The organism is Capilliphycus salinus ALCB114379 (assembly GCF_047276495.1).
In the GTDB taxonomy this organism is placed as follows: Bacteria; Cyanobacteriota; Cyanobacteriia; order Cyanobacteriales; family Microcoleaceae; genus Capilliphycus; species Capilliphycus salinus.
Map to the genome: position 1 here is coordinate 5,787,469 of NZ_CP178543.1, position 21,417 is coordinate 5,808,885.

Annotated in this window: 21 protein-coding genes; 9 read left to right on the forward strand and 12 right to left on the reverse strand. The window is 42.7% G+C overall.

The features are described 5' to 3' along the window. Positions 1–78 precede the first annotated feature (78 nt). Positions 79–396, reverse strand: a complete 318-nt coding sequence (locus ACL6C3_RS23460; RefSeq protein ID WP_413161574.1) for a 30S ribosomal protein PSRP-3 — start codon at positions 394–396, stop codon at positions 79–81. A gap of 93 nt (positions 397–489) precedes the next feature. Here ACL6C3_RS23460 and ACL6C3_RS23465 point away from each other — a divergent pair, with 93 nt between their 5' ends. Continuing rightward, complete coding sequence (locus tag ACL6C3_RS23465) at positions 490–1,293, forward strand: TIGR01548 family HAD-type hydrolase (RefSeq protein WP_413161575.1); 804 nt, start codon at positions 490–492, stop codon at positions 1,291–1,293. Here the strand turns inward: ACL6C3_RS23465 and ACL6C3_RS23470 are convergent. Together ACL6C3_RS23470 and ACL6C3_RS23475 are read right to left on the reverse strand one after the other, a co-directional pair. Continuing rightward, the gene (locus tag ACL6C3_RS23470; protein ID WP_413168404.1) at positions 1,280–2,095 is read right to left on the reverse strand and encodes a tetratricopeptide repeat protein; all 816 of its coding nucleotides are present in this window, start codon (positions 2,093–2,095) and stop codon (positions 1,280–1,282) included. The two genes, ACL6C3_RS23465 and ACL6C3_RS23470, sit on opposite strands and share 14 nt — an antisense overlap. Positions 2,096–2,136: 41 nt before the next feature. After that, positions 2,137–2,553, reverse strand: coding sequence for a hypothetical protein (locus ACL6C3_RS23475; RefSeq protein ID WP_413161577.1), 417 nt, complete (start codon positions 2,551–2,553; stop codon positions 2,137–2,139). Positions 2,554–3,086: 533 nt separating this feature from the next. Between ACL6C3_RS23475 and ACL6C3_RS23480 the strand changes: the two genes are divergently transcribed. Next, positions 3,087–3,218 carry a hypothetical protein gene (locus tag ACL6C3_RS23480; protein ID WP_413161578.1) on the forward strand — a complete coding sequence of 44 codons (132 nt, stop codon included), beginning with the start codon at positions 3,087–3,089 and terminating at the stop codon, positions 3,216–3,218. A gap of 6 nt (positions 3,219–3,224) precedes the next feature. On the opposite strand, the gene ACL6C3_RS23485 is transcribed toward ACL6C3_RS23480, so the two are convergent. From ACL6C3_RS23485 to ACL6C3_RS23495, 3 genes are all read right to left on the reverse strand, one after another. Continuing rightward, positions 3,225–4,076 carry a polysaccharide deacetylase family protein gene (locus tag ACL6C3_RS23485; RefSeq protein ID WP_413161580.1) on the reverse strand — a complete coding sequence of 284 codons (852 nt, stop codon included), beginning with the start codon at positions 4,074–4,076 and terminating at the stop codon, positions 3,225–3,227. Between the two features lie 260 nt (positions 4,077–4,336). Next, entirely contained in the window at positions 4,337–6,211 is a 1,875-nt protein-coding gene (locus tag ACL6C3_RS23490) for an ArnT family glycosyltransferase (protein ID WP_413161581.1), read from the reverse strand. Positions 6,212–6,592: 381 nt separating this feature from the next. Continuing rightward, the gene (locus ACL6C3_RS23495; RefSeq protein WP_413161583.1) at positions 6,593–7,147 is read right to left on the reverse strand and encodes a hypothetical protein; all 555 of its coding nucleotides are present in this window, start codon (positions 7,145–7,147) and stop codon (positions 6,593–6,595) included. Positions 7,148–7,192: 45 nt separating this feature from the next. Here ACL6C3_RS23495 and ACL6C3_RS23500 point away from each other — a divergent pair, with 45 nt between their 5' ends. Both ACL6C3_RS23500 and ACL6C3_RS23505 read left to right on the forward strand, forming a co-directional pair. Beyond that, positions 7,193–7,525 (forward strand): DUF565 domain-containing protein, encoded by a 333-nt coding sequence (locus ACL6C3_RS23500; RefSeq protein ID WP_413161584.1) that lies wholly within the window; start codon positions 7,193–7,195, stop codon positions 7,523–7,525. A 66-nt stretch (positions 7,526–7,591) separates the two neighbouring features. After that, on the forward strand, positions 7,592–8,623 hold the full coding sequence (locus ACL6C3_RS23505) for a glycerate kinase (protein WP_413161585.1): 1,032 nt from the start codon (positions 7,592–7,594) through the stop codon (positions 8,621–8,623). A gap of 7 nt (positions 8,624–8,630) precedes the next feature. Here ACL6C3_RS23505 and ACL6C3_RS23510 read toward each other — a convergent pair whose 3' ends face one another. After that, a complete protein-coding gene (locus ACL6C3_RS23510) occupies positions 8,631–9,800 on the reverse strand; it encodes a methyltransferase domain-containing protein (RefSeq protein ID WP_413161587.1) in 1,170 nt (389 codons plus the stop codon). Positions 9,801–10,054: 254 nt separating this feature from the next. Further along, complete coding sequence (locus ACL6C3_RS23515; RefSeq protein WP_413161589.1) at positions 10,055–11,542, reverse strand: GTP-binding protein; 1,488 nt, start codon at positions 11,540–11,542, stop codon at positions 10,055–10,057. A 362-nt stretch (positions 11,543–11,904) separates the two neighbouring features. Here ACL6C3_RS23515 and ACL6C3_RS23520 point away from each other — a divergent pair, with 362 nt between their 5' ends. Continuing rightward, entirely contained in the window at positions 11,905–12,408 is a 504-nt protein-coding gene (locus tag ACL6C3_RS23520) for an N-acetyltransferase family protein (protein ID WP_413161590.1), read from the forward strand. Between the two features lie 109 nt (positions 12,409–12,517). Here the strand turns inward: ACL6C3_RS23520 and ACL6C3_RS23525 are convergent, their stop codons facing one another. Further along, positions 12,518–13,807 (reverse strand): hypothetical protein, encoded by a 1,290-nt coding sequence (locus ACL6C3_RS23525; RefSeq protein WP_413161592.1) that lies wholly within the window; start codon positions 13,805–13,807, stop codon positions 12,518–12,520. A gap of 348 nt (positions 13,808–14,155) precedes the next feature. On the opposite strand from ACL6C3_RS23525, the gene ACL6C3_RS23530 reads away from it, so the two are divergent. Then, positions 14,156–15,559, forward strand: coding sequence for a UDP-N-acetylmuramoyl-tripeptide--D-alanyl-D-alanine ligase (locus ACL6C3_RS23530; protein ID WP_413161593.1), 1,404 nt, complete (start codon positions 14,156–14,158; stop codon positions 15,557–15,559). A 201-nt stretch (positions 15,560–15,760) separates the two neighbouring features. Next, positions 15,761–16,930: an SGNH/GDSL hydrolase family protein gene (locus tag ACL6C3_RS23535; RefSeq protein ID WP_413161595.1), complete on the forward strand. Its 1,170-nt coding sequence runs from the start codon at positions 15,761–15,763 to the stop codon at positions 16,928–16,930. A 4-nt stretch (positions 16,931–16,934) separates the two neighbouring features. On the opposite strand, the gene ACL6C3_RS23540 is transcribed toward ACL6C3_RS23535, so the two are convergent. From ACL6C3_RS23540 to ACL6C3_RS23550, 3 genes are all read right to left on the reverse strand, one after another. Next, on the reverse strand, positions 16,935–17,459 hold the full coding sequence (locus tag ACL6C3_RS23540) for a nuclear transport factor 2 family protein (protein ID WP_413161596.1): 525 nt from the start codon (positions 17,457–17,459) through the stop codon (positions 16,935–16,937). A 47-nt stretch (positions 17,460–17,506) separates the two neighbouring features. Beyond that, positions 17,507–17,968 (reverse strand): DNA-binding protein, encoded by a 462-nt coding sequence (locus ACL6C3_RS23545; RefSeq protein WP_413161597.1) that lies wholly within the window; start codon positions 17,966–17,968, stop codon positions 17,507–17,509. A 298-nt stretch (positions 17,969–18,266) separates the two neighbouring features. Beyond that, positions 18,267–19,154 (reverse strand): methyltransferase domain-containing protein, encoded by an 888-nt coding sequence (locus ACL6C3_RS23550; protein WP_413161599.1) that lies wholly within the window; start codon positions 19,152–19,154, stop codon positions 18,267–18,269. A gap of 192 nt (positions 19,155–19,346) precedes the next feature. Between ACL6C3_RS23550 and ACL6C3_RS23555 the strand changes: the two genes are divergently transcribed. Both ACL6C3_RS23555 and ACL6C3_RS23560 read left to right on the forward strand, forming a co-directional pair. Then, on the forward strand, positions 19,347–20,696 hold the full coding sequence (locus ACL6C3_RS23555; RefSeq protein WP_413161601.1) for a TrkH family potassium uptake protein: 1,350 nt from the start codon (positions 19,347–19,349) through the stop codon (positions 20,694–20,696). Between the two features lie 4 nt (positions 20,697–20,700). Beyond that, on the forward strand, positions 20,701–21,405 hold the full coding sequence (locus ACL6C3_RS23560) for a potassium channel family protein (RefSeq protein ID WP_413161602.1): 705 nt from the start codon (positions 20,701–20,703) through the stop codon (positions 21,403–21,405). The last annotated feature ends 12 nt before the right edge of the window (positions 21,406–21,417 follow it).

Consider the following 21,417-nt stretch of genomic DNA (forward strand, 5'->3'; position numbering starts at 1 on the left):
AAAAGCAAAAGCCTACACAGCGGGTAGGCTCAAGTTAAAGGGGCAAGTTCTTAAATAGAAATAGAACCGACCGGGTATTCAGCTACTTCCGGTGAAGATGACTTCTGGAAACTTCGCCTGAGCTTCTGCAAGCGGACGACCTCTACCTTCTTCTTGCCAATAGTTGATCACTTCCGTTGCTTTGTTGAGCAACTCAACCCGCTCAATATCTGAAATCCAACGTTTAGATTCCATTTCGGTTTTGAGTTGTTCCCAGGCATCATTTCTCGGCCAGAAAAAGTAGGACGTTAAAGGGCTAGAGCCTTTTCCCACAATTTGGTCTACTGCCAACGCCACGTTGTCGTCGAGCCACAAAACCTTTAATACAAATCTCGCCTGGGTTACTTCAGTTTCCATAGGCATATTCAAAAAATATTACAACCTACAACTCTATCACACAATTCGACTTCTGTGCTATTGAGTTGATAGTTCCTATTTCAACTGAGATCGATGAAAGCGATTGCAATTTTCGATATTGACGGTGTAATTCGCGATGTGGGCAACTCTTATCGACGGGCGATCGCCGACACCGTAGAACACTTTACCAACCACGCTTACCGCCCCACCCTACAAGACATCGACAGCCTCAAATCTGAGGGCATCTGGAATAACGACTGGGAAGCCTCTCAAGAACTCATTTATCGGTATTTTGAACGTCGGCCCCCAACCTCGTCTGCGGTGAGTGAAAGTTTATCTCGCAATCAGATTGATCTCAACTATGATGATTTAATTGCATTTTTTCAATCCCGCTATCGCGGACCCGATCCCGACAACCCGACGGGTTACATTTGCTCAGAACGGTTGCTGTGCGAACCGAGTTATTTTCAACAGTTAACCCAAACGAATATCGGTTGGGGATTTTTTAGCGGAGCGATGCGAGATGAGGCTTTATACGTTCTCACCGGCAAGTTAGGGCTAGTTTCACCCGTGTTGGTGGCGATGGAGGATGCACCGGGAAAACCCGATCCGAGCGGACTATTAATGGCCGTCGAACAGTTAAACCCGGACAACTCAATTCCCGTCGTCTACGTCGGCGATACCGTTGCCGATATGTACACCGTCCAACGAGCGTCACAGCAACAGCCTGAGCGTTCCTGGATGGGTGTGGGTATATTGCCGCCCCACGTTCAACTCAACTCAGAACGCTCTCAAGCTTACCGTCAAACCCTGAAAGCCGCAGGTGCGATGATGGTTCTGCCCAGTGTCGAACAATTTGCCGCCCCGGTGATCGAACAGGTGGCTACTGCAAGTTAAGAAAGTTATCCAACGCACGGACCACCTCAGGCGGCCAACGACGTACTTGAGTGACCCATTCGAGATCTCTGTACCGTCGATCCAGTCCAACGGCCGCCACCCAATTACTTTCGGCTTCTCCGCGTTTACCTTTTTCCCACAAACAGGCGCTTAAAGCGGCCCGCATATCGGCAAAATTCGGATATTTGCGAACCAGATTTTTCATTGTGCGAATGGCTTTTTCAGTTTGGCCGTCTTGATAGAGGGCCAAGGCATAATTTGCCCGGGCAAAGGCATAATTGGGGTCGAGTTCTGCGGCGGTTTCATAATCGATAATTGCCGCTTTCCAATCTCCTAAACCGGCTTCGGCGTTGCCTCTGTTGTTGTAGGCAAGGGGATCTTCGCCGGATAATTCTAAGACATGATTGTAATCGGCGATCGCCGAAGCCCAACGTTTTAAGCGCTCGTAGGCGACGCCCCGGTTTAAATAGGGATCGGGTGCGTTGGGAGCGAGTTCTATGGCTTTATTGTAGTCGGAAAGGGCATCTTCTATTTTATTTTGGCTGACGCGAACATTGCCCCGGTTGCTCCACATGGCGGCGTTATCGGGGTATTGTTTAATAATTTCAGTCCAGTAGGTTTCGGCTTCGGCAAATTTTCCCGCGTTGCTGGCGTCAAAGGCTTGGTTGAGAAGCGTTTCGACATCTTGAACGACGGGGGTTGATGCTGATAAAGTGTCAACCGCAGCGAGGGCGGGGTTTGTACCGGCTAAGGTTTGAAGGCTGAAAACAACAAGCGTGACAATAATCCAGAAAAATTGCATCATGTGAGTGAACCGTTAACGGGGATTCGTATTAGATAATACTAGACATCCCAATCATTACCTACTTTTTCCATCAGGCGATTTAAGATTTCATCCCCTTCGGGATCGATAACGGTCAGACGAATATATTGTGAATCATTGGGTCGGTAGGCAATGATATATTTGTAATCGCCGTTTTTGAAGGTGTAAGTATAGCGTTGTTTGTTCCCCGAGATTGTATATTTTTTTAAGGTTAGGGAATTACCTGTTTTTCGGTTTTGAGCCTCGTAAGTATAAGCCCCAAATTCGTCTAAATTTAGCTTTACCACCCATTGCCCACTTTTATCGATAAAAGCTCCTTCCGGCGCCGGAAAATCTGTCGGCATCGCAGATACACTGGCGGTAGAAAAAGCAATTTCTGTGATCGCCGGTGCGGATAAACCGAGAAGAAATGCTAGAGCAATTGCTTTGATATTCATCAGTTTTTTGTCCTTTTTGAAATCAATTTTGCCTGTTGGCGGCGTCTATCATTTGCTCTATAATTTTCCCCATCCACACATCTGCTTTCCGGAAAGGCGCTCTTGCAACAGTGTTGTAGGGGCGACTTGATGCCTAAATCTATATTACCCTGCAAATAAGTTAGATCAACCCGCCCCTTTACAGTCACCTCCTCACCAGTCACCTCCTCACCAGTGATGAATTATAAATTCTCAATTATGAGTTATGAATTTTCACTGTAAACTGTAAACTGCCTTCTGCCTTTTATGGGGCGGGTTTATATCAATTATCTGTGGGTAACACACTTCATTACAGAACCCGCCCCTACATGACTTCTGATGACTCTGGGGCGGGTTTAGATCAAAGGAATAGGCAACCATGCGCTCTTGCAACAGTGTTGTAGGGGCGGGTTCGGCCTAAATCTATATTCTCCTAGAAATAACTTACATAAACCCGCCCCCAACCCGTTAACAATTTTTCCTCAACAACCGGGGCGGGTTTATATCAATTATCTGTGGGTAACGCACCTCATTACAGAACCCGCCCCTACATGACTTCTGATGACTCTGGGGCGGGTTTAGATCAGTTATCTGTGGGAAAATATAAATTAATTCACCAAGCCGCCCCTACTTATAACGGCACCTAATTGAATTTAACTATTTTTCAAGTCTAATTGTTTAATTGGAGTTGCTCGGTTAGCAATTCTAATTAATTGATGGGGTGTGGTATAACGGTTGACGGGAACTCGGGAAATTTGAAAGGGATTTCTGAGCCGGTTGGGTCGAGAAATAATTCCATCATATAAATATCCGGTTAAGTGATATTTGGGTAAATATTTTTCGACTTTGTAGCTAACGGAACCGTAAGGGTAGGCAATATGAGCCGCGACCCATTTATTCGGGTCTAAATCTGCCGTACATTCTCGGAGTTTTGTTTTGCCTTTTTCTAACTCTAGTTCCAGGTTTTTGATGTCGAGTTTGCTGAGATTTTGATGGGCAAATCCGTGAGATTGAATATCATAAAATCCCCGTTGATAACCATCTCGAAGATCGTCACAACTCACGTGAGGAACAAAATCTTTGATATTAACTCCCATGGAACCGGGGTTAATAAACAGAACGATTTTAACTTTTTCCCCGTAGTTTTTTTCCAGATCTTTTAAAATCGGTAAAACGTTTTCATGGACTCCTAAATAACCATCATCAAAGGTGATCATTACGGGTTGGCGGTTTAGATATTCCGGGGGAATGGGTTGGGATTTTTGGATAAAGTAAGTAAACAAGTCTTGAGTTGTTAAAAACCAATAGTTGTTTTCAACTAAATAGTTTAATAACGTATACATTTCTCGTTTACCGTAGTCGTGATCGAAAGATAAAGGTTTAATTTTTGTCTGGGCTGCTTTCTCAAAGTCAATAATATTATGAAAACCAAATATCGGAACCCGAATGGATGGCGTTGTTGCTGATTTTGTGGCGGCTGAAAGACTCAAACTCAACACAAACATCAACAAAAAACAGATTAATTTATTTTTGACAAGGACAGAAAACTTGAGAGGTAGATACTTTTCCAACCAGTTTATCATCTTACAGAAATGTTCACTCCTGATACCGTATCGTTGGATATTACAGGAGAATTATTTCACAATCCGAATGATTTGTCACTTTTTATGATTGATTTAGCTTTGGGTATTCCCTGTCTCCCTAAAGGATGCTATACTGAACTTAAGTCCCCCAAATCGTTCCGAGTCAATTCGTCGCGATCGCGTTAATTTCTCTGGCTGTTTAATAAACTGGCTTTGGAGACTCGAATGAGTTCATAAATACCCGCTTCATCAAGTTTTTGATATTGAGAAGTCTGTAAACCGGTTTCTAATATTTCTTCGGGAGTCGCTAAAATTAACAGGCTGTTGGGTTGGGTTTTTTGTAGGTTGGGACTGCGAAAATAATTAACAGCATCCCTCGGATACTGAAGATATTCTACGGGATTTTGGGTATAAAAAACTAAACTGGGTTTTTGAAAGCCTATCATTACCAATTCTTCTTGAAAGATTCTTTCTTTTTTAACGGTTTCCGCGAGGTGTCTTAGGGGTTGCTGACGGTGAAAATCAAAAATTTCGTTAGCAGGAGTAACCGCAAAGATTAAAAAGGCGATAAACCCAATTAAATTAACCATTAAAATTTTATCTGGCTTTCGTTTCCACCAAAAAAATAAAATGAATATCGCCGCAATGATCCAAATTAATGCACTCAATTCGAGAAATCCTGAAGCGTGAAGTTCTTCGCGAAATTTGGGCATATCCGGATCTTTTCCGATCCAAAGATAACTGAAAAAAATGAGCAGAGAAATTGCAGTTACAAAGGCAAAATTTAACGAAAATGCCAGATTAAAAAGTCGAGGTAGTTTGGTTATTTTATTGTCAACATTTGAGGTTTGATTGTGTTTTAAAATCTCACCCCAAAGCCAAGAAACCAGCAGTGCAGCAGCAGGCATTAACGGTAAAATATAACTGGGCAGTTTGGTAACAGAAATGGTAAAAAACAAGAAAACACATCCGAACCAAAACAAACTAAATAAAGGTAAATGTTCGATGCGGGGGCGATTTTGCCAATAGGTTCGCCGCCAGAAGTTGGTTTTATAAATTGCAAAAGGCAAATAAACAGACCAGGGAGCAAATCCAACTAAAACCACAATAAAATAGAAATACCAGGGTGCGGAATGGTGATTAACAACTTGCGTAAACCGTTGAAAATTGTGATAACCAAAGAAAGTATTGAGATAGGTCATTCCGTGTTTTGCGGTAACTAAAATATACCAGGGCAAAACCAGAACCCCAAAAACAAGACTTCCTAAAACGGGTTTAATTTCTCGCAAAACCTTCTGAATATTGCCGAGATAAACTGTAAATGCTCCGATAATTAAAAGCGGTAAAACACAGCCGATCGGCCCTTTGGTTAAGACCGCCAAAGCCAGAAAAATATAAAAGGCAAAATACCAAGGTGAGATGCTGTAATTAGAGATGCTGTAATTAGATTTGTTGATTTTCGGTTCGGCGTAGCCGCGAAAAAAAGCAAATAAAGCCGAACCCATACAGGCATTTAACAGCAAATCGGAAACTCCAATTCTCGCCCAAGCAATGGTTTCGGGGTTAAATGCTATTAAAGCCGCACCGATCCAAGGTAAAGGATGAAATTCTATTTTTTGGGGATAATTTTGGGGATAATTTTGGGGATTAGTCTTGATATTTTTGACATAAAAGTGTAAAATATAAAAACAAAATACAGTCAGAAAAAACGCCGCGATCGCAGACGGGAGACGAACCCCCCATTCATTCACGCCAACAACCCGATAAGCGATCGCCATCAACCAATAAATCAAAGGCGGCTTATCAAAGCGAGGAACTTCATTAAAATAAGGCGTGATCCAATCTCCAGTAACCAGCATCTGACGGGCGGCTTCGGCAAATAGAGGTTCTGTTTCATCAACCAAGCCGGTTTTCCCCAAATTCCAGAAAAAAGCCAGCCAACCGATTAAACCCAAACCAATAATGACCGGCAAACCCCGAATTAAAAAAGGCGGAAATTGAGATAGAAATTGAGATTTGAACCCGGAGGAAAACAAACACTTAGACTTCAGTTTCATCCCGTCGTGAGTTGATGAATTCGGAACAACCTTGATCAGTTTACAGTTATCAGTGACCCGTGAACAGATAGAAGTCAGAAGTCCTGTAGGGGCGCGCCTCTGTAATGATGTGTGTTACCCACAGATAACTGATCTAAACCCGCCCCGGTGCCTCAATTGGTGTAGGGGCGGGTTCTGTAATGATGTTTGTTACCCACAGATAACCTCACTAAACCCGCCCCAGAGTCGAGAGATGGAACTGTTACTGAAAACTGTTCTCACGCTCTGACTGGTGACTGGTGACTGGTGACTGGTGACTGAAAAGGGGCGGGTTTATGTAAGTTATTTCTGGGTAATATAGATTTAGGCCGAACCCGCCCCTACAAGAGTCTTGCCTATTCCCTATTCGCTGGTCACGGTCAACAGCCATTCTTCACCTTGAGAATTCCAGGCGGGAGAGTTGGTTTCCCCAACGATATAAGGCCCCCAGTAACGCCGAGAACCGTCCTGTGCGAAGACGACCAGGATATCTCCCGGTTGCAACTTTAACTCGGCTTCTGGTAGCGATAACATCAGTCCGTTGACTCTTCCTTCTTGGGGTGCAAAATCCCAGTGGACCGGTTCGGAAGTTGGGGATCGCGCGCGCCATGCTACCCTGACGGGATGGTTGGTTTGGTTGCTGACGCGGAAAGCGGCTTCTTTACCCAGGGATACCGGGTCAGAAGTTAAGTTGAGCGAATTTTGAGTTGTTTGATTTTCGGTTAAATTCGGCGTCAAATTCGGTGTAGAATCATCAATTGTAGACGGAATAAAAACGGGTACACTATCGGGATCAAGCGATCGCTCAAATTCCGCCGAACTTATACAAGTGTTTAACCAAAGTTGCCTCAAGCCTAAACTCGAAAGTACAATGGCCCCAGCAACCCAAATTGCAGGGTGTAGTTTAAGTTTCATCATCTTGTCCGTTAACAGTTCAATTCGATTAATATCACAAGTTGTTCTATGCAGAACACTCGTCTAAACCGATTAACAAATGTTCTTAGTGAGCGACTGGGGCGATGGTTACGCAATCCTTGGCGACGGATCTCGCTGCTAACCATTAGCCTGTTATTAGGCTCATTTTCTGGGATTGTAATTTCTACAATCGCCGGACAGGAGGCCGAGTGGGATGTAACAGCAGCTTTTCTTTTATTATTGGTTACTGAAGTCATTAACTGGCTCACTTATCGCAGCAAACCGGTCATTCGCCAACCCCTGTGGATTGAAAACCTTAACGCCTTTAAAATTGGTGTGGTTTACAGTTTGTTTTTACTCGCGTTTTTACTCGGTTCCTGACAAGACTAAGGGTAGAAAGTAAAAGGAAAAGTCTCCTGACCTACATTTTCCAAAATCACTTTGATTATGATTGAGATTTTAGAGGCGATCGCGGTGGGAAATCAACCCTCACCCGATGAATTCAAACAGTTAACAACCTTAGAACTCAATGATCGCCAACGATCAACTGCTTTTGAAATTACAGCAGACAATGTTGAAACTGTCATTGAGCAGCGATCGCAGTTATTTTGCTCCCTACTCCAACATAACTGTAATTTACCTCAAATACCGGGCAGTTTGGAACTGTTATGGAAATTGTGGCTTCCTCTAGCAACCCAACTCACCCAACACTATCAAACCTTAAATCGGCCGATTATTCAAGGGGTTCTTGGCGGACAGGGAACGGGTAAAACGACTCTGGGTAAAGCAATAAGCGAAATCTTAAATTTTCAAGGATATCGTACTCTCAGTTTATCGATTGATGATATTTATAAAAGTTATATTGATCGCGAAGCTTTGCGACAAGTTGATCCCCGGTTAATTTGGCGGGGTCCACCGGGAACCCACGATGTTGAAATCGGGTTAAAGGTGTTAGATGACTTGCGTCAAGGTCGGACTTCTGTGGCGGTTCCCCGCTTTGATAAATCGTTACATAACGGATCGGGCGATCGCATTGAACCGGAAATTGTGACCGGGATTAATGTAGTATTATTTGAGGGTTGGTTTGTCGGTTGTCGTCCGGTTGATGAGAGTCAATTCAATCATCCTCCCCAACCCATTATAACAGAAAGCGATCGCCAATTTGCTCGGGATATCAATCAAAAGTTAAAAGATTATGTGCCGTTGTGGGAACGTTTGGATCGGTTAATGGTTCTCAACCCGGTTGATTATCGCTTATCCAAACAGTGGCGAAAACAAGCGGAACAAGAAATGATCGCAACGGGAAAATCGGGAATGACGGATGCAGAAATTGAACAGTTTGTAGACTATTTTTGGAAATCTCTGCATCCCGAATTGTTCATCTCGCCGCTAGTGAAAACTCCCCAATTTGCCGATTTGGTTGTTGAGATTAACGCCGATCATTCTGTGGGTAAAATTTATCTCCCCGGTGATGATTAACCTTTATCTAACAACATTCTGACGGATCGCAACAGGAACTACTTTCTGCTTCTATTGTCACCCGATAATCGCTTCCTTTGGTTTCTTTGGGGTTGCGGGTTGCTTTGCCTTTACAGCTAAAGTTTGTCGCTTCTTCGAGGGGGATTTCTTCGTAGGGAGGAACCCCGACAATATCCTGAGAATAAGGCCCGTTTGGATTAGTATAAATGTGAAAAGTTTTATCACAAACAGCCATCCGTTGACCCCGGCAAAGGGTGTGTCCGTCATCATCAACAACTTGTTTCCAAGGACCTTTATAAATAACCGCTTGTTTCCGTTCCAAACAAGGTCCTTCTTTTCCTTTAAAGGCTTGAACCGTTACCGAACGAAATTCTATCCCTTCCACAACTTGCCAGGGTTCTGGTTGACGAACTAAAATTTCAATTCCGTAGAATCCCGCCCGTTCAAACATTTCTAAAAACTCGTCTTCTCGAAACGCTCCCGAAATACAACCACTCCAAAGTTCGGGATCTTTTATCATTTCTTCGGTGGGATTTTCATCGCAGACAATATCAGAAATAACCGCCCGACCGCCTTTTTTCAGAACTCGATAAATTTCTTGAAATAGCTGTTTTTTGTCTTGGGGTCGTACCAGATTTAAAACGCAGTTGGAAATCACCACATCGACGCTATTATCAGGAATTAACGGTTCTGTTTGTCGCAGGCGATCGCATTCGGTTTCTAAGGCAGAAATCCCTTCTATCGATTGTACAGGATTTTGGGTTAACCACCGTTGTACTTTGTCTAAATCCAGGGCTAAATCTTGAATTTTTGCCTTGACAAATTTGGTGTTTTGGTATCCAAATTTTGCCGCCATTTCCCCTTGATATTTTCGGGCGAGGGAGAGCATTTCATCGTTAAAGTCAACGCCAATCACGTTACCCTGTTCGCCGACAATTTGGGCTAAAATATAACAGTGTTTTCCCGCACCGGAACCCAAATCAACGACGGTTTCTCCGGCTTTTACATAGCGGGTTGGGTCGCCACAACCATAGTCTTTCTCGATAATTTCTTGCGGAATTTTTGCCAGATATTGTTTATCGTAGCTGGTCGGACAACAGAGGGAAGGTTGTACTTCTTTCGCGCCTTGTTTGTAGCGGTCTAAAACAATTGATTCAACTTCGTAGTTAGCAACCATTTATTTTGTTTGTCGATAAGTTTGAACAGTGCTTGATATATTTTATCGCTTATTTGTTGAATCTATACCAAAAATTTAAGCTTAATTTTTAAATTGTAAGGTTTTAAGAGAAAACCCGAAAACCCGGTTAACTTTCGCGAAACTGGGTTTTTAATCTTTTTTAATCCCCAGAAAAATTTGGTGCGTTCTTTTTGTAAGTAGTCTGACATCAATAAACGAAGCTGTTTAAAGAAGTTTTAATATTGTTCAATTCCTTACTGTTCCCCGTTCCCCGTTCCCTGTTCCCTTGTCTCCAGAGTGAACTTAATTTTTGACTGAGGACTCACAGAAGAATTGCGAGTTAAATCGAGTTTAGCCTGTAATTCGGCTTTAATTCGGTTTAAAATCGACGTTTCATCTAACGAGGCGAGAATGCGTTTAACGACCGCTTTTGGTCCTTCATCGCCCCAAGAAGCGCCGTTAGCGAGGTAAGTTTTTGTCACCTGTCCGATGGCGTAGGAAGAAACGCCGGCGACACCCGCTTGAGTTATCGCCACCGACAAATAAGGAATTAATGTGGCGCCTCCCGTCATCGGTGCGGTGACTCCCAACAGTCCTTTTAAAGAACTTAAACCAAAATTTGTCACCAACTCACTCGCCGAAATTCCCCCCATTCCCAGAGCGATTTTTTGTAATAAATCAATCGCCCCCTGTTGGGTCATGGAAATCCCATATAATTTTGATAAAGTCAGAATCATGGTGACATCTATTACCGCACCGCTCATTAAGTCAACAACCGTCATCGGATTGAGTGCAATGGCGACGGCTTTTGTCATTACTCCATTCCAGATTACACGGTTGGCGCTTTGTTCGCGAATCTCCATTTTTCGCCGAATTAACTGTTCGTTAATATCTCCGGCGTAAAGCATGGTATTGAGGGCGACTAAGGATTTCCCTTCTCGGTCTAAAATCTCTAAAATTTTGAGTTTTAACTGTTCAACTTGGGGCTGAGAACGGGTTAATTGAGCTTGAATACTTCCATCGGCGCGACGAACTGCGGTAGCAATTAAAGGAGACGCCGCAGCCATAACAATTTCATCGGGAGAGAGCAATTCTTTGACTCGTTCATCGCGAATTTTCTGATAAATTGCCATGCGGTCGGCTTCGGGATACTGGTCAACTTTGTTAAAAACTAACAGCATCGGTTTTCCCGCTTCCCGCAGTTGAGATAACGCCTCATATTCAACTTGGGTGATATCTCCGGCGATTACAAATAACAATAAATCGGCTTTTTGTGCAACTTGACGCGCAATTTCTTCTCGGGTTTTTCCGTCAACTTCATCAATACCGGGAGTGTCGATTAATTCAACTTGAGAAATGCGGTAGGAAACCACATCATTTCCCATATCAGAGGTTTCGGGAGAGTTTTCGGAAACTTGCCAACTTTGGGCTTGAGTGGCTTGGGTGACGCCATGAATGGGACCCGTTTCAAAGATATTTTGACCCAAAAGTGCATTTAAAATTGAAGATTTACCCCGTCCAACCATCCCAAATACTGCGATTTGCACGCGAGTTTGTTCGAGTTTATCCATCATCGTCTCTAACCCCTCAATTTCCGTTTCCAGTCCGGCTCGTTCCTGGGGGGTTAAATCCAGATGTCCGACAATTTCGCGCATTGTTTTTTGAGCGTCTCGCAGGTTTAACTCCGCTTGAATGTCGGTAAAGCTTAAAATTGTATTGTTAAGTTCGTCATCTAGGTTCATCTAAATCCTCTCAACTTGCAGCAGGGGGTTTTGTTCTGCTCTTTAACTTTATTGTATCTTCTTGAGCGGCTCAAATTGTTCTTTGGAGCAATGGATATCCCGTCGGTTTTCCGACTCCACTCTTACCAGGATAACGGATAATCAGATTTTGTCTCAACTTTTATTGGAATTAGCCAGGAATTCCTAAAAAATTTGCTTGATCACGGGTGTTCAAGTTCTCAAATGTTGCATCCCCTGAAAAAAACTGGCTTTAGGCGTAAAATTATATTATCATATTTTGACTCTGTTTCTGTTGATTTTAACGGAGATTGAGAACCAGTCTATCCTCAAGTTAATTGTCTTTTTCATTGTGCCTAAGTCCCATGAATCCTATCATTCGTATTTCCAAACCCTCGGATATTTTTCAACTGACCGAAATTTATAATCATTATGTTCTCAACACGGCGATTACTTTTGATGTTAAACTCTTTACCGTAGAACGCCGCACTGAAGAATGGTTTCGACATTATTCTCATCAGGGTCGTTATCGTTTGTTTGTCGCCGAACTTGACGGTCAAGTGCTTGGCTATGCAACCAGCAGTTGTTTTCGACCAAAAGCGGCTTATGAAACCTCTGTCGAAACCAGCGTTTATGTTCATCCGAAAGCCACCCGAAAAGGGATAGGAACTCGACTCTATTCGGTTTTATTTAAGGCTTTGAAAAAAGAGGATGTGCATCGTGCTTATGCGGGAATTACCTTACCGAATCCGGCTTCTATTGCACTGCATAAAAAGTTTGGGTTTCAAAGTGTTGGTGTTTATCGAGAGGTGGGTCGCAAGTTTTATCGATATTGGGATGTAGAGTGGTTTGAAAAGTCTTTATCCTAATTCAACCTCAATATAAACCCGCCCTTTTCCGTCAAAAATGACCACCGTAGGGGCGGGTTCCTAACTCCTAACTCCCAACTCCCAACTCCCAATTCCCAATTCATCTTTATTAATGAATAAATGATAAATCAGCCCGTCCAAAGTTAGTCGTTAAAGCAATATTCAAATTTTCTAACACTTTCACCAACCATTGTACTCCATCTTGGGGACTAGATTCGTAATGATTGAACAGAATTGAAAAACGTTTTTCTAAATAGGGTTTCACCTGGCGACAAATCAGAACAATTTTTAGGAGTAAACCGACGGTATAGGTAGGCCCAACGTTGCCAATCAAGTCAATAAATACAAAATGATTGGGTCTTTGGGGACTTTCAACTACGAGAAAATTTAACATTTGGCTACAGGTTCTCAGCAGCAAAAATTCATTAAACGGTTCATCCTCGCTATGGGGAATCGTCATTTTTAACTGCTTGTAAAGTTTATCGCTAAATTGACGTTTGCTGTAAGAAGAACCGAAGGAGGTGGGATTGAGATATTCGTAAAAATCCTGTTTAAACGCTCGAAAGCTTTGAGTAGAACTAGAATAAGTTAAAAAGCGTTGAGCCTGATCGCGATAAGTCTCCGAACCTTCGACTTTTCCAACAAATTGTTTTAATGCAGTAAACAGTTCTCGGTTATTTAAAAGGGTGGGGTTATCAAGGGGAGATTTAATTTTTTTAGCCGTTTCTAACGAGATTTTAGCGACTTCTAACCGGCGAATTTGATGGGCGGAATACCGGGATAAATCGAGTTCAAATTTTCGTTGTTTTTGAGTTTGAATATGCCGGATCATTTGCTTGTGTTCATAGGAACTATAATCACTCAGCAAACAATGACTGTATAAGTAGGGATAGCGGGGAATTAGGGTTCTTAAAGGCTGGCTAGAAAGGTGACGATAATTTGAACCCGAAGACTGACAAAGGACTTCTGCAAACCGCTTTAACGCCAAATATTCTTCGCTTTTAGCAAAGTTTTGCATGAGTTTTTGCAGTCGGATTAAACGCCGAGAGTGATTGTAGTTACTGAGGGTTTTTTCGGTTAGTTTATCCAAGAGTTGCAGTAACTCATAGATGGCGGTTTTTCGGTTGGGGAGGGTATGCCAACGATTGATTAAAATATAGCAGCAGCGATTGATAATGAAGTGAAAATCTTCCTCAACTTTTTCGGTATTTAATATTTTTTCTAACGCATGGGCAATTTGGCGATCTGGATACCCAGACCCCTCGATAAATAACAATCTAATGCGTTCAATTAATTCGGAAGGCGTTTCTAATTCTACCCGCTCAAGTAAGTGATCGTAGATTTGCTGTTCTTCCGACGATATGAATCGACTGTAACGACTAGCCAACGGTTTGTTCATTTGAGATCACGAATCCACCCTAATTCCTATTCTTGCAAAAAATCGGCTAATTAAATTAAAAAAACCTTGGAGTTTTAGCGAGACCTTGCGATCGCTAAATGAAACGCTTCCCCAGATTTAAAATCGCCTAAAGACCCAGATGCAGAGTAACTTTCCAGTTGACTAATATTTAAGTTAAAATACCGTTCAACTAGAATGTCAAATTATTTAATTTTGCCCTCGCTCCCAAACACCTATAAGCTATCCTAATCGATGCACGAGAAATAAGATTAGCTTCAGATTTTATCAAGATGCCCAAACTCTGAAATAATAAAGGCAATCTTCAGTCAAGTTTTAATTGTTTTCAGGATGTTCAGCCCTATTACATTAACTCAACTTTCTCAAATTGTAGCGGCTCCTCTCCCCCCGCAGTGTGACACCCCCCAAGACGCTCAAGTGATCGGTATCACCACTGATACTCGTACCCTGCAACCCGGAGAAGCGTTTGTCGCTTTGCGAGGTGAACGCTTTGACGGTCATCACTTTGTGGAACAGGCGCTCGCTCAGGGGGCGGTTTGTGCCATTGTAGACACCGATTTCACGGCTCCCCATCCCCGTTTACCCCTGTTAACCGTTCGGGACACTCTCACAGCATATCAGACGATCGCCCGTTGGTGGCGAGAACAGTTCTCCATTCCCATTATCGGGGTGACGGGTTCGGTGGGAAAAACCACGACTAAAGAGTTAATTGCTGCGGTTCTCGGTACTGTCGGAAATGTTCATAAAACCCAAGCCAATTTTAACAATGAAATTGGCGTTCCCAAAACCCTTTTACAATTAACGCCCGAACACAATTTTGCTGTCATTGAAATGGCAATGCGAGCCAGAGGAGAAATTGCTTTACTCACTCAAATTGCCCGCCCTACAATTGGCTTAATTACCAATGTTGGAACGGCTCACATTGGACGGCTCGGCTCAGAACAGGCGATCGCCGAGGCTAAATGTGAATTATTGGCTGAAATGCCCAAAAACAGCGTTGCTATTCTTAACCATGATAATCGCCGTTTAATCAATACAGCCGCTACAGTTTGGTCAGGAGAAACCCTTACCTATGGTTTAGAAGGGGGAGATTTACAAGGGGAATTAATCGACGCTCACACCCTTCGCGTTGAAGGTATAGATTTACCCTTACCTTTACCAGGATACCACAATGCGTCTAATTTTTTAGCAGCTTTAGCTGTTTTTAAGATTATTCAAGGTAAAGATTTATCTCCCGTCGAATTATATACCCCAATACAAACAGGTTTATCGGTACAATTGCCAGAAGGACGGGCTAAACGCCTTGAACTTCCCCATGATATTGTCATCTTAGATGAAACTTATAATGCGGGATTAGAATCGATGATTGCCGCTTTAAAATTGTTGAAAGAAACTCCCGGTGAACGTCAGATTGCTGTTTTAGGAACGATGAAAGAACTGGGAGAGCGCTCGCTAGAATTTCATCAAAAAGTGGGAAAAACAGCCCAAGAACTCAATTTAGACGCACTATTTATTTTAGCAGATGCCGAAGAAGCAGCAGCAATGGCAACGGGTGCAAAAGGTTTACCTGTGGTTGAAATGGGCAAAATGGAAGTTGAGAATATTCATCAGATTATGGCAGAAAAAATCATTGAATTTATCCAACCGGGCGATTGCATTTTATTTAAAGCTTCTCACTCGGTACAACTCAATCGGGTCGTTGACAAAGTGCAACAAATTCTAAAATCCAGTTAAAATTTAGATTCTCCAGATCTCCCGAGTTGAGTTTACACAAACTTTACACAGAGTTTTACATAACGCCCTTGAATTCTGAGAAGACAATCGAATAAGATAAAATGTAATAATTTAGAGTCGTAAAACATTTTATCCCTCTAAATTCCTCAGCTTCAACAATCGGGTATTTATGATAACTCAGAAAAATTCCCAGGAATTACCATGAAAAAAATTATCCTATCAACAGGGTTTGCTCTGCTCTCTTTCAACCTCTCAACTCAAGCAGAAGCGGCTTCTTTTAGCAAGCTATATGTTTTCGGTGACAGTCTTTCAGACTCAGGGAATATCTTTAACGTTACCACCGCTCTCAATCAAATACCCCCGCAACTCATTCCTCCGGGTTTTGAAATTCCTCCCCCCACTCCTCCCGTTCCCCCCTACGATGAAGACGGAAGATTTTCTAATGGTTTAGTTTGGGTAGATTACTTAGCAGAAAATCTCGGATTAACCTCAACCCCTTCAACGGAATTATCGGTATTATTTCCCGGTTCTCAAGATAAATCTTTCTTGACTCTCGATCCGAATAGTGGTGAACTAATTATCAGTCCGTTTTTTAATGGAATGACAGCCACTCAAAGCGTTAACTTTGCTTTTGGAGCTTCTCAAACTGGACTCGTATCCGCAGAAGGAATTCCGGGGTTATTAGGACAAGTTGGCTCGTTTATTAACGACTTAGAATTTGCCAATCAATTCGCCGATCCCGAAGCACTTTATATTGTTTCTTCCGGACCAAACGATTATCAAACCGTTCCCAATCCCAACCCCGAACAAAGCGTTTCTAATATTGTCACAAGCATTCAAGCGCTCTATAATTCAGGAGCAAGAAATATAATGGTTTCCAATCTCCCAAACTTGGGAGAAACCCCTCGCGCTTTAGGTCCTTTTGCTCCCGTTCCTTCTGCTCCCCTCAGCGCAGTGACTCAAGTTCATAACAGTCTTTTAACTGAAGCTCTTAACAATTTAAGCTTGTTACCGGATATTAATATTATCCCCGTAGATATGTTCTCTTTGTACACTCAAATATTCAACGATCCCGAACCATTTGGTTTTACAACGGTAACAGAAGCTTGTCTGAGTCCCGATCCTTCATTATTTCCAAATTTAACTCCTCCTGAAGGCGTTACCTTTACCGTTTGCGATCGACCGGATAAATATGTATTTTGGGATGGTATACATCCGACAACAGCTTCCCATAAAGTTTTAGCAGAATTTGCTTTAGCCCAACTCGCTCAACCCGAGTCAGTTCCCGAACCGAGAAATTCGATAGCTTTAGGAATTTTTACCTTGGGAGGACTGCTGTACAAAACTCGAAATTCTTCAAAAAAATGTTAGAAAATTAATCAGATTGAGGGGAGTTTGAGGGAGGTTGATCGAATTGATCGATGTATTCGCGCCAATACTTAATTTTTCCATCTTCGAGGGCTAAAATAATCCCATCTTCTGTATAAGAACGTTCGCCAGTTTGAGGGTTGACTTCGCTCCAACTCCATTCTACAGCCCCTTGTTCGCCGTTTTCGATAATCCGATGAATTTCAATATTAACAACCGAATTAGAAGCAAAGAAATCTTCAACAGACTGTTTAACTTGCTGTTTTCCCTGGAAACGAGAAGATGAGATCACAAACAGACAATCTTCTGCAAAGTCAGCAATAATGTTGTCAACATCACCCGTTAACCAAGCATTGGCTTGTCTGTTTACTAATTGTTGAATTTGAGAATGATTTGACATCGATTGATTGGCAAAAACTAAATTAAACCTGGAAGAATTAACCGCAGAAAACAGCAGGGGTTCGGCCCCAACAGAACCTAACCCAACTCCCCAAAAAAACAAAATTGAAATCATTAAAACAACAAACGGCATGATTTCTGATGATCCTGTCGCCCTTTTAAACCTAATATCAAGTCCGGTTAATACCCATCTAACAGTGTGGGGAGATCAAGAGATTTTGACTGACCGATGACATTAACATCATAAAAGGTTTCAATCCAAACCCTGGCACCACAAGGGAGAGGTTTATCGGGACAATAGACGACACGACATCCTCCCGGTATTTCGACGATATGCCCATAAGTATTGGTGTTGCGCGTTTTGACGGTAATCACCGGAAGTTGTTGCTGTTGTTTTTGATTTTGCCGAATTCTGTGAGAATTAACGTGAATAATCGTTGTTGCAGGCGTTCTTGGATTGCGCCAACGGGGAGCCGGACCTCTTGTCCCTCGCTCAATTATGGGTTTGCCCTTAAACAGGGGAATGAGCCACATTTTCCCGGTCTTATAGGCACCTTCGACTCGGCCAGCGCTTAGGAGAACTCGCAGTCGAGCGGTAGAGATTTTTAAAATATGGGCTGCTTCTGTAGTACCGACGATCATTGAACTATAAGGGGAACGCAATAGTTTTCAAAGCTCTATAACCAAATTATAAATGATCGGCGGATCAATAATCAATGATCTGGCTATTCGGTGTTGGGAGTAGCGCGGTTGAACCGAAACCTGTTCAGGGTCTGCGGTACGGGTCAGGTGTCTGTTATTCGTTGAATATACAACCGGATTTGATCTAATTTTTCCCCTCGTAGGGGCGCATGGCAATGCGCCCAAAATCTAACACTTGCGCCCAAAATCTAACAGAAGGGAACATATTTTTCCCTAATCTTGGAAGAAGGGAATTAATTTACTCAATCGGTTTTATCCCTCGCAACAAACCAAACTTAATCAATCCCCGTTCATAACCTTGACTCATCAAACCCAAAGATAAAGCCGCTTGAATCGTCGTCCAACCGGAAGATAATAAACCCAAAATTGATTTTAAATCAAAAGCCGAATCAATAACAATATTCCAAAACGGAGCAACCGCTTTAGACCAATCATCCGTTTGAATCAAATCAAAGCCGATTTTTGTAGCAATCGCCTCATATTCTGGCAAAGAAATCACATAAGGTAAAGCATAAACGCGATAAATTTCCGCCAAATGTTTCCGTTCGTCGTCAGTCAGTTCGGGAGCCGTCGGCCAGACCGGACGGTGACACCAAGTCGCCATCAAAAATAGTCCACCCGGCTTTAAAACCCGATAACATTCTTGCAGAAATTGAATTTTATTCGGCATATGTTCGCCGCTTTCGAGAGACCAAACTAAATCAAAAGAATCATCCTCAAAAGGCATTTCTAGGGCATTGGCGACGCGAAAATGAACGTTTTGACTCAACTGGGCAGCTTGGGCGCGTTGGGTGGCTCTATTGGCCTGTACGGGGCTGAGAGTAATCCCGGTAGCCTTGGCTTGAAACTTCTCAGCCAAGTATAACGTGCTACCCCCAATCCCGCAGCCCACATCTAAAATTTCCGAAAAATTCGATTGTCCCGCCTGGGGTTGAATATTTAGGCCTTTCATTCCCCAGGCGAGAAATTCTTCAATCAAATCAATTTGGGCTTGACGTCGCTCTTTGGTGAGGGTTCCGTCTGGACCATAATAGCCGTGGTGCATATGTTCCCCCCAAACCTCCTCCCACAGAGTCGAGGAAGCATCGTAGAATTGTTGAATCTGTTGATAAAGTGTTGAGGTCATCGCCCAATGTACGTGTTTTGCTAAAAGTCTATTATTAGCCTATAGGTAGTTGCTTGTCAGTCTTGCAACCCCAAATAATCCTAAGTATGAGGCATGATTGTACAAAAGTCCTCACCGGGTGCGTGAGATTGAGTTTTTAAAATCCTCATAGGAGTCAATTCTTCAATTCTTCATTCTAGACCTGAAAATCGAATGACTATATCTAGAACAATTTGCTTGGGCTTCTTGACTGTAATTGCAGCCGGGACAGTCTTGCTGTTGATGCCGTTTTCTTTGGGTTCAGAAGCCCTTTTACAAAGCCCACTCACCACGTTTGTCACGGCTTTATTTACGGCAACATCAGCCGTTTGTGTGACGGGTTTATCGGTGGTGAATGTGGGAGAATACTATTCGTTTTGGGGGCAGTTTGTTCTGCTTCTTTTAGTCGAAGTGGGCGCTTTGGGTTACATGACCGCGACGACGATTTTGTTGCTGATTATCGGCCGCAAATTTGGCTTGAGAGATAAACTCGCATTGCAACAAACCTTAGATACAACCGGATTGGGTGGCGTGGTTTCCCTAGTTAAATCGGTGATTGCCACGATGATTTTATTTCAGCTAACCGGGGTGTTCCTATTATTAACGGTATTTGCACCGGACTACGAATTTGAGGAAGCACTCTGGCTGTCTATTTTTCATAGTATTAATGGATTTAATAATGCTGGATTTAGTTTGTTTGCTGATAGTTTAATGCGATATGTGACCTCTCCGATGCTGAATCTAGCCCTGACGACTCTAATCATTTTTGGGGGTTTGGGATATCAGGTGATTATTGAGTTGTATTTGTGGCTGCGAGAACGTCTATCGCGGAATCGTTCTCACCGGGAGTTTTCCCTACATTTTAAAGTCGTGACCAGCACCACAATTTTTCTGTTAATCTTGGGAACGATTTTGATTTTTAGTGTAGAATATAGTAATTCTGAAACCCTAGAAACCCTAAGTTTATCAGAAAAGATTATGGCGGCTTGGTTTCAATCTGTCACCAGTCGCACGGCAGGTTTTAATACCATTGATACGGGAGGAATGACAACAGCCGGATTATTTATAACGACTATTTTAATGTTCATTGGTGCAAGTCCAGGAAGTACGGGAGGTGGGATTAAAACCACAACGGCTAGAGTATTACTCCGATGTACAAAGGCGACGCTACAGGGTCGGGATGAAGTCCTGTGTTATCAACGCCAAATTCCGGCGACTTTAATTTTGAAAGCCGTTTCTGTGTTGGTGGGTTCGAGTATTGTCGTGTTTATTTCCACCCTTTTAGTCAGTTTATTACAATCCAATTTAGAATTTACTCAAGTCTTTTTTGAGATTGTGTCTGCATTTGCTACGGTGGGATTATCAACAGGAATTACCGGAAGTTTATCCCTTGCTTCTCAATTAGTTGTCATTGCCACAATGTATATTGGTCGAGTGGGTGTATTGTTATTAATGGTTGCCATTGCCGGAGATCCCCAACCGACTTCGGTGGAGTATCCCGAGGAAAATCTGTTAGTAGGTTAGAACCATGAGTTTATCATCGTTAAACTTTTTACGAAATTTCCGCACTGAAAAACAACAGTTTGCAGTCATTGGTATGGGCCGTTTTGGTCGGGCCGTTGCTTTAACCCTGCATAATGCCGGATATGAAGTTTTGGCAGTCGATCGCGATGAAAAAAGAGTTAGCCAAGCCTTAAGTAATCGCATCGCCGCCCATGCCATTCAACTGGATTCTACTGAAATTTCAGCGTTAAAAGAAGCTGGAATTCTTGAGTTCAATACCGTGATTGTGGCGATTGGAAATTATTTGGCCGAAAGTGTCACCACAACCCTCAATCTTAAAGAAGGGGGGATTGATTTTGTTGTTGCCAAAGCCTCCTCTGAAACTCACATGAAAATCCTCAAAAAAGTGGGCGCCGATCATGTGGTTTTTCCCGAACGAGAAATGGGATGCGAACTGGCTCGATTATTGACAAAACCCCGGATTTTAGACCAGTTTGAACTCGATTCTAATTACAGTATTGTTGAAATGGTCGTTCCCAAAGAATTTGATGGGAAAACAATTGCCGAGTTAGAATTGCGGAGTAAATATGGTTTAACCTTGCTGGTGATTCGCGATGAAAATGATAAATTAGAAATCAATCCCCTCCCCAATAGACGCTTGAAAAAGGGCGCCGTTATTGTTGTACTGGGATCGAATGATGACATTAATCGCTTGATTGACAAAACCTAGCGATCGCAGTCT